Raw genomic sequence first — 8,438 nt, 5'->3', positions numbered from 1 at the left:
ACGTATTTTGCGAGTGGTTGATCCGCACACTTTCGTGGAGGATAGCTTGCGCGTGTATCGCGCGGTGCAGTTTGCCGCGAGATTTGAGCTTTGCGCCGAGCCGCGCACCTTAGAGCTCATGCGTAGTATCGACGTTAGCGATCTTAGTTGCGAACGCGTTAAAGCAGAGCTGATTAAATTTTTCCGTGCACCTGCGCACCGATACGGAATGATGCTAATGCAAGAGCTGGGGCTTTATGAGCGGGTTTTTGGATTGCGGATTGATCCGCTAGTGCATGAGCGACTGATGCAATTCATAGAGCGCGGCGAATCTTTCGTGAGAAATGAAATGTTTTTTTTATACGCGTTTTTGAATTTTTTAGGATTAGATAAAAATAAGATTTTAAAGAATTTAGGGCTAAATTCTCTTTATAAAAGGCTACTTAGCGAGCCGTTTTTTAAGCGGGTAAGCGACGAGCGGCTATGCAAAATCGCTCTAAAAATGCCGCTTAAGCAGTGGCTCGGGCTGTATTGTAAAGGTAGGGTGCAAGCGGCGAAGCGGCTTGGGATTTGGGATAAGAAATTTAAAAGCTTGGTTTGCGCCGCAGATGTCGCTCGCAATCTGCGCGGCGCTGCGATCGGCAAGGAGATCAAGAGGCTGCAAGAAGCGGAGATTAGGGCGTTTGTAGCGGCTTTAAAAGCGTAAATTTAGAGAGATTTCTGTAAAATCGCCGTTTTATTTAGGAGCTAGTTTTATGAAAAAATTCTATCGTCGCGACGAAATTTACGCGTTTTGCAAGAATGCTGCGTCTTTGCAAAAATGCGCTTTTTGCTTTGATCGCAGGCGAAATCCCGTGATTTTTGCTGCGCGAAATTTTATCTTTTATGGCGAGCGAAATTTAAATTTTTCCGGCGTAAGATTTCATAGTGCAAAGCTTAGCTCGGTAGGATTTCACGACGCGGAATTTGACCTATTAAAATTTCATCCGTCGTGTCGCCATACCGAAAAAGCCCACGAGGCGAAGTTTTATGGATCGAGAGAATTTCGCAGATCACATCGCTGCGGCGAGAAATTATACGAGCCGCGTAGCGGCGAGACGGAATTTCACGGCTCGCATTACAGCGAGATGAAATTTTGCAGATTAGGGCATCTTGGCACAAAATCTCACAGCCTGCGTCATATTAAACGCATTAAAGCAAAATTTAGCGAGCCGTATTGCGCGTCCTGTGCTATGGGAGCAGTTGCCTCGCCGCACCACAAAAAAATGCAAGAGCCGTGTCGCTACAAGGAGAGATCTGACGTCCTGCAGTATCGCAAAATCACGGACCTAAATTTTATTTCACAGAATTTCAAATTATGGAATTTTGCCCATTCAAATTTACAAGGATTTACCGCGCAAAATTCCAAGCCACGTAATTTAGCTTTGCAAAATTCTAAATCTCAAAACTTTGCCTCGCGGAATTTTAAATTGCAAAATTCTGCTCGTGCAAAATCGGCGGTTTTTGATGTTTAATATCGTGTTAGTATATCCGCAGATCCACACAAACACCGGCTCCATCGGGCGTATGTGCGTCAATGCGGGGTGCCGCTTGCATCTGATCAAGCCGCTGGGATTCGTTATCGACGATAAGCATCTGCGCCGCGCGGGGCTTGATTACTGGGCGAGCTTGGATCTTAAAATTTGGGAAAATTGGGACGAGTTTATGGCGGCGAACGAGAAATTTAAGCAGCGCTTCTTTTTTGCGACGACAAAGACGAACAAGCTCTACTACGAGGCGGAATTTCAGCCGGGCGATTTTTTGATTTTCGGCTCGGAGGGGCACGGACTGCCGCTTGAGATCATGCGCACAAACCGCGAAAACTGCATCACGATCCCGATGAGCGGGGCGGGGCGCAGTTTAAATTTGGCCACCAGCGTGGGCATCGTAACCTACGAAGCGATTCGCCAAAATATCGATGAATTCGACTTTAGGAGCGCGGTTTGCGAGTTTTAGCGCTACTTTTTGCGATGTTTTTCTGCGGCGCGAACGCGGCGGAGCTGAAGATCGCATCGTTTAACGTGCAAAATTTATTCGACGGCGTAAACGACGGCACGGAGTATGCGGACTTTGAGATCGGGCGCGGTGGTTGGAGCGAGCAAAAATACGAGCGCAAGCTGCAAGCGGTAGCGGACGAGATAAGCGCGCTTAATGCCGATATTTTGGGGCTGCAAGAGATCGAAAACGAAGCCGTGCTAAAAGCGCTTGCGCAGAAAGCGGGCTATAAATTCTACGCTTTTTCGCGCGCGCAGACTGCACCTGCGGGCGTGGCGGTGATGTCGCGCATACCGATAAAATTTCAAAAAACCTACCGCCCGATAGAGCTTAAAACTAGAGATATTTTGCGCACTGATTTCGCGCTTGGCGGCACTGATTTTAGCTTTTATGTCGTACATATGCTCTCTGCACGCAATCCGCTAAGCGAGCGCAAGCGCAATTTCGCCTTTTTGCGCGAGGTTTTGCAAGGGCACCAACGCGCTATCGTAGCGGGAGATTTTAATACGAATTTCGGGCGAAATTCTTTGCTAAACGAGCTTATCGAGCGCGATGGATTTAGCGATTTGTGGGCGCTGCATCCCTGCTCGCAGTTAAAGCATTTTAGCTCTTGTGAGTCTCATGAAAGCGGTGCGGTGCTCGATCATATCTTGCTTAGTGACGATTTTTTTAGTAGCGAGCCGGGATATAAAAAGGACAGCTTCGCGGTTGCTAAATCCTCTACCGCTTCCGATCATTTTCCGATTAGCTTCATTCTGACGGACGGGGGCGCTTTAAAATCTACGCCGAAAAAGCAAGAATTTTTAGTTAAAAATACCGCTAGCTCCGCAAAGACCGTCACGATAGAGGAGCTTTACGGGTGCATTATAAGCGAGCCTATGCTGATAAAAGGCGCAGTCGTGAGCTTTACAAACCGCCATGGCTTTGCGATCTCCCAAGATGGAAGCGGAGTTTTTGTCTATGGCGGCAGCGGGCTGCAGCTAGGTGATAAACTCGATCTGCTAGTAAAAAAGACGAAATTTTATAAGCAAAGCTTTGAAATCGACGATTTTGAGATCGTATATAGAAGCGGCAACGTAGGCTCTATCGCACCATACGTTTTGCCTAGCGCATCGGTTCGGCAGCTGCGCGCAGGAGATGTGATAGGCACGATCAAAGGTGACGTTAAAGACGGCATAATTGATCTAAAAAGCGCGGGCGAGTTTAGAATTTTTCGCAAAAGCGCTCCTGTGCAAAACGGTAAAAATTTAGAATTTAAAAATGCCTATTTTACGATTTATAAAGGGCAAAAGGAATTTATAGTAGAATGATACACGCCGTTATAACCGCACTTTTCGTGCTTTTTATGATATTTATGATCGTAGGATTTAACCGCGAAATGATGGAGAAAAACGAAAAACGAAATCAACGAAAAAAGGATAAAGATGGAACTACTCATTGAGATTGGGGTCGAGGAGCTGCCTGCGATCCCGTTTTTAAAAGAGCGTGCGAATATCGCGCCAAAATGGCGCGCGGTACTTGAGGCTAACCGCATAAATAGCGACTTTCGCTTCGAATTTAGCCCGCGTAGATTTGTGTTATTTCACGAGGATTTTCCACAACGCGGCGATGATGCGCAGATCGTAAGCACGGGCGCACCAAAATCCGTCGCCCTAAAAAACGGCGCGTGGAGCCCTGCAGCGCTAAGTTTTGCTAAAAAATGTGGCATAAGCGAAAGCGAGCTGGAATTTCGGCAGGTGGGCGGCAAAGAGGTGCTCTACCATGATGCGGTGCAAAAGGGGCGCGATAGTCGTGAAATCCTAGGCGAAATGATAGAGGAGTTTTTACGATCGCTAAATTTTGGACGCGCGATGCGCTGGGGTAGCGGCAAGTTTGAGTTTATCCGTCCTATAAGAAGCATAGCCTGCGTTTTGGGCGGTCAAAACGTAGATTTTGAAATTTATGGCGTGCGAAGCGCAGCTACATTTTTTCCGCATAGAAAATTTGGCTATGAAGCGATTAAATTTAAAGACGCCGCAGATTATTTCGCACTGCTGGAGCGTAACGGCGTAATTTTAAGCGAGCAAAAAAGAAAGGATAAAATTCTAAGCGAGTTTGCAAAGCTCGAGAAAAAGCATGGCTTTAAGATCGAGGTCGATCCTGCATTGCTGGATGAAGTAACGGCGATCACCGAGTATCCGACAGCGCTGTTAGGCAGCTTTGAGCGAGATTTTTTAAGCGTGCCAAAAGAGGTCATTATCACTTCGATGAAGGAGAATCAGCGCTATTTTCCCGTTTTCGAGGGTAAAAGCCTAAGCAATCACTTCGTTGTCGTTAGTAATGCGATCACCGATGATGACGAGCTTGTAGTACGCGGCAATGAAAAAGTTTTACGCGCGCGCCTAAGCGATGCTATGTTTTTTTGGAAAAGCGATTTGCAAGCGGAATTTAGCCCTGAAAAACTTAAACAAATATCCTATATGCAAGCCCTTGGCTCGGTTTATGATAAGCAGGTGCGCGAGCTAGCTGTAGCAAGGGCACTGAGCGTAGATTATGCTACGCAGATTGAGGCGGAGATCGGCAAAAAGGATTTTGTGCAGGACATAGAAAATGCCGTAATGTTTAGTAAAGCAGACCTTAGCAGCACGATGGTTGGCGAATTTAGCGAGCTTCAAGGCATTATGGGTAGTTACTATGCCGCACATGCTGGACTGGCAGATCATGTATGCCGCGCGATACGCGAGCAATATCTGCCTAGCGGCGAGGATAGCGAGCTGCCAAGCGGTGTATTTAGTAGCATAATCGCTGTGGCGATGAAATTTGAAACGCTCCTGGGGCTTTTTAGTATCAATAAAGTTCCAAGCGGCAATAAAGATCCGTATGCGCTTCGCCGCGCAGCTACTGGGCTAATTAAAATTTTACTAAATCAAGGATTGAGCTTTGATGCGAATACGCTGGCGCAAAAGCTGGCGCCAAATTATAAGAAATTTGACATTTCTAAGCTGCTGGATTTTATGAAAGATAGATTATATGGAATTTTTGACGAGATAAATCCGTCCGTGATCAAGGCGTGCATCGCAAGCGGCGAAAACGATCTATTACGACTAAGCAAGGCCATAAAGGCGCTGGGCGAGATCGCAGCAGCAGCGGATTTCGGGGAAAATTTCGCGACTTTTAAGCGCCTAGCCAATATCATCAAGGACGAAAAAATAGGCGCGGTGGACGAAAACCTATTCGAACACGACGCTGAGCATGCGCTAAATGCGGCGTTCAGGGCGGTTAAGCTCAACGAAAACGACGTGAGTGGGTATCTGCGCTCACTATTTGGGCTTAAAGGCGTGATTGATGATTTTTTCGATAATGTGATGATAAACGTCCAGGATGCCGCGATACGCGCAAATCGTATCGCAAATATCGGGCAAATTTATCGCGCGTTTTTGCAGTTTGCCGATATCAAAGAGATAGGATTTTAATTCCGCTTAGAGCTCATTCGCCCAAGGTTTGCACGAATCTTGGGCAAAATTTTACCGCGCAAAGGAGCGCAAATGCTAATCATCAACGCAAAATTACCAACTAAAAATCTAAAAATCACAAAATCTCTCTCGCAGCTGATTCAGGGCTTTCTTTATCGCTATCTGCCAGCTTCAGAGCACGTAGGATACAGGCACGAATCAAGCGGTAAAATTTTTAAACGCACGGTGTTTGATTTTATCTTGCGAGGAGAGGATTTGCGCGTGCGATTTGCTTCATGCGAGCCGGAGTTTGAACGTAAAATCGCGCTAGCAGTGCTAAAAGACGGGCTAAGCTTGGGTGAAATTCTATTTACGCAAACTACCGTCGAAGCGAAAAATCATAAAATTTGCGAGAACGAAGCTATTGTGCAAGGCTACGTGGCGTGCGCAGTAAGCGGGCTTTTGGGGCATAAAGTCTATTTGCAGCCGCAAGATAGCAGGCATTTAGAGATGATGAAGACAAATATTTTACAGCGATTTGAAACGATTATGGAGCGAAAATATGATGGCGAAATGGAGCTAAATTTATTGTGGCAAAAGCCGGGTGAGTCTGTGAAATTCTATTATGGCAACAATCGCGAGCCGGTATATGCGTGGCAAGCAAGATGGAGAATTATAGCTAGGGCTGAACTAATAAATTTGATCCTTGGCACGGGCGCTGGAAGTGGGTGTATGAACTACGGAGTAGGGGTTTTGGGGGTTGTAAAGCAAAAAGAATAAGGTCACAACCTTTAAAACAATAATTTTAAATCCCAACGGGAAACCTTATTCTTTAATCTGCATTATAGTGTGCATTTTGTGTATATTTTTTAGCCCTATCGTAGATGTTAAAATATTTGACATAAATTTTGGGCAGATAGAGTTCAGTATTTATTGCAATTAGTTTTGAATCACAATAAAATATGCCTCTTAATGCCTTAATCTTATTCTGATTTCAAATCTAGAATAATTTTAGAAATATTTAAGTAAAATGGTCGTAAAATTAACTAAAATACTTAAGGTAAAAATAAGATATGGGATTAGCTCATAAACTCTATAAAATTGGCAGCCTGCTAAGTGACGACGATGTTAAGGCTATGATTAAAAGTTCCAATTTTAAGGATAGTGACCATATAACTTTGGCTATTGATTTTAAAATTGAGAACGGGAGGCTTCTTAGTACTCCAAAACTATCACGAACTTCATTAGACACCATAAAAACATTTTTTACAAAAAAGATAGGTGGAACTAGTAATTCATATTATTTATACCCAAACTACGAGTATCAAAACGAAAAAGATTTATATAAAAAATTCCAAGCTATTTCGCATACCTTACAAAATTCCATTTTAATCTATTCAAATCCACAAAATCATAGTTTAGCAAAGATTGTTTTTGATTATATAGATAACTACAAAAATGATGAGCTTGGATTGAAAGACTTTAAGCAAGGCGATTATTTTCTGATTTTACTTATAAATGGCAAAAGTTTTTATGAGCTCATGCCGGAAGTTTTGCAAAATTATCTTAATGAATTTGTAAAGCCTCATATAGAGGACAAAAAAGGGAACGCTTTTTTAAAGGAACAGATAGATATTGTTACCCAAGAAAAAGAACCTTGCGGGTATGATCCGAATGTCAAGTTTTTTACTATGGATAATTATGATGACAAATTTAAAGAGCAATCCATAAGCCGTCTTCCTATGTCAAAAAATACGGCAAAATCGGTCAAAAAAGGCTGGATGTATGCGATAAACAATCTTAAATTTTATTACAAAGGATTAGAATATATAATAATTCCGTCTATGGTAAATTTTGACGAAGATATTTTTAAGGAAATGATAAATTTTCTTGAGAAATCAAATACTTTAAGTGATGAAGCTGCTAGGGAAGAGAGCTTTATTGGAAAATTGAATAAGCAAATAGAAAATTTCAAATATATTAATAGTTTTACGCTCGATATATTCTTTACGGAGGTGAATGTTACCAATTTATCTGTTAAAATATTTGCTACTCTTGAAGATGTTTTGCCAAGCAGGATAAGAGAGGTAGTGAATTTGATGCAAGAAGATCATATTACGGATGCTATGAAACGAGTTCAAGACGAGGATGATGATATCAGATTTGTATATTTAAAGGATTATTTTAGGATTACGGAACAGTTTGCTATATCTACAAATAGCATTGCAAATTTGAAAAATAAAATTTTACAAGAAAAAATATATTTAGCAAAATTGCTTTTAGGATATTTAAAAATAAGTTATCTAGAAGTTTTAAAGCGTTTTGAGCACTTTAGAGAGTTTGACGGTGAAAATAAAAGTAAATTGAAAGATGGCATAAAAGAGTGGATAATGTATCCGAATGTTTTTGTAGAGAACGAAAACAAGGTTTTAAAATTTTTAAAAGATATAAATGCAATAAGGATGTAGAATGGAACTTTTTTCTGAATATTTTGAAAAATTATTGCTTGAGCAACCCGATTATTTTGAGAATGGCTTAATAAAAGGAGCTTATTTAATAGGCGCTTATTCAAAAGGTATTATCGATAGTTCGTATAATCCTAACGGGAAAGTTGTAAAAAAGAACGAGACGTTTAAAAAATGGTTATCGACCAAAAGAATAACGGAATCAAATTTAAAAGCTATTTTTAATAAAGCAACCTATTTTGAGAAGCTATTTAGTCTAAATACTCCCAAGAACAATGATTTATCACAATTAGTTACCACTTATTTTATATACCCGAAAAATATAAGAGTAGCTCAACAGGAGATTTCTTTTGCTTTCATTAAAGGGTTTAATGATTATGCAAAATTTAAAAAAGAAAATCAAAAACAAGGAGAAGACAATGAGTGAGTTGGCAAAGCATAGTGAAATTTTATTTTTATGGGATGCAAAAATGACTAATCCTAACGGCGACATGCTAAACGATAATGCACCAAGATACGATGAAAGCGA

The 8,438-nt window shown here is 41.8% G+C and carries 9 protein-coding genes and 1 pseudogene; all 10 read left to right on the top strand.

All coding sequences use genetic code 11. The features are described from left to right. A pseudogene (locus Q0372_RS05940) lies at positions 1-685 on the top strand (hypothetical protein); the annotation flags it as partial. 49 nt (positions 686-734) lie between these two features. Then, positions 735-1,493: a hypothetical protein gene (locus Q0372_RS05935; protein WP_298103742.1), complete on the top strand. Its 759-nt coding sequence runs from the start codon at positions 735-737 to the stop codon at positions 1,491-1,493. Beyond that, positions 1,486-1,974 (top strand): tRNA (cytidine(34)-2'-O)-methyltransferase, encoded by a 489-nt coding sequence (locus Q0372_RS05930; protein WP_298103748.1) that lies wholly within the window; start codon positions 1,486-1,488, stop codon positions 1,972-1,974. Before Q0372_RS05935 ends, Q0372_RS05930 begins: the two co-directional genes overlap by 8 nt. Next, entirely contained in the window at positions 1,962-3,323 is a 1,362-nt protein-coding gene (locus tag Q0372_RS05925; RefSeq protein ID WP_298103740.1) for an endonuclease/exonuclease/phosphatase family protein, read from the top strand. Before Q0372_RS05930 ends, Q0372_RS05925 begins: the two co-directional genes overlap by 13 nt. After that, positions 3,320-3,454, top strand: a complete 135-nt coding sequence (locus tag Q0372_RS05920) for a hypothetical protein (RefSeq protein ID WP_291937682.1) — start codon at positions 3,320-3,322, stop codon at positions 3,452-3,454. The genes Q0372_RS05925 and Q0372_RS05920 overlap by 4 nt, the downstream gene beginning before the upstream one ends. Continuing rightward, the gene (glyS, locus tag Q0372_RS05915; protein ID WP_298103736.1) at positions 3,438-5,465 is read left to right on the top strand and encodes a glycine--tRNA ligase subunit beta; all 2,028 of its coding nucleotides are present in this window, start codon (positions 3,438-3,440) and stop codon (positions 5,463-5,465) included. Before Q0372_RS05920 ends, glyS begins: the two co-directional genes overlap by 17 nt. Before the next feature lie 72 nt (positions 5,466-5,537). Then, on the top strand, positions 5,538-6,224 hold the full coding sequence (locus Q0372_RS05910; protein ID WP_298103734.1) for a CRISPR-associated endoribonuclease Cas6: 687 nt from the start codon (positions 5,538-5,540) through the stop codon (positions 6,222-6,224). A 293-nt stretch (positions 6,225-6,517) separates the two neighbouring features. Beyond that, a complete protein-coding gene (locus Q0372_RS05905) occupies positions 6,518-7,912 on the top strand; it encodes a TM1802 family CRISPR-associated protein (protein WP_298103731.1) in 1,395 nt (464 codons plus the stop codon). 1 nt (position 7,913) lies between these two features. After that, entirely contained in the window at positions 7,914-8,336 is a 423-nt protein-coding gene (locus tag Q0372_RS05900) for a hypothetical protein (protein ID WP_297964359.1), read from the top strand. Further along, positions 8,329-8,438 (top strand): type I CRISPR-associated protein Cas7 (locus Q0372_RS05895; protein WP_298103745.1); only part of this gene is annotated, 110 nt, incomplete at its 3' end. The genes Q0372_RS05900 and Q0372_RS05895, both read left to right, overlap by 8 nt.

It is taken from the genome of uncultured Campylobacter sp., assembly GCF_937997405.1.
In the GTDB taxonomy this organism is placed as follows: Bacteria; Campylobacterota; Campylobacteria; order Campylobacterales; family Campylobacteraceae; genus Campylobacter_B.
Note: the sequence above shows the minus strand (reverse complement) of the source record. Positions and strands in the feature narration are given on the sequence as shown.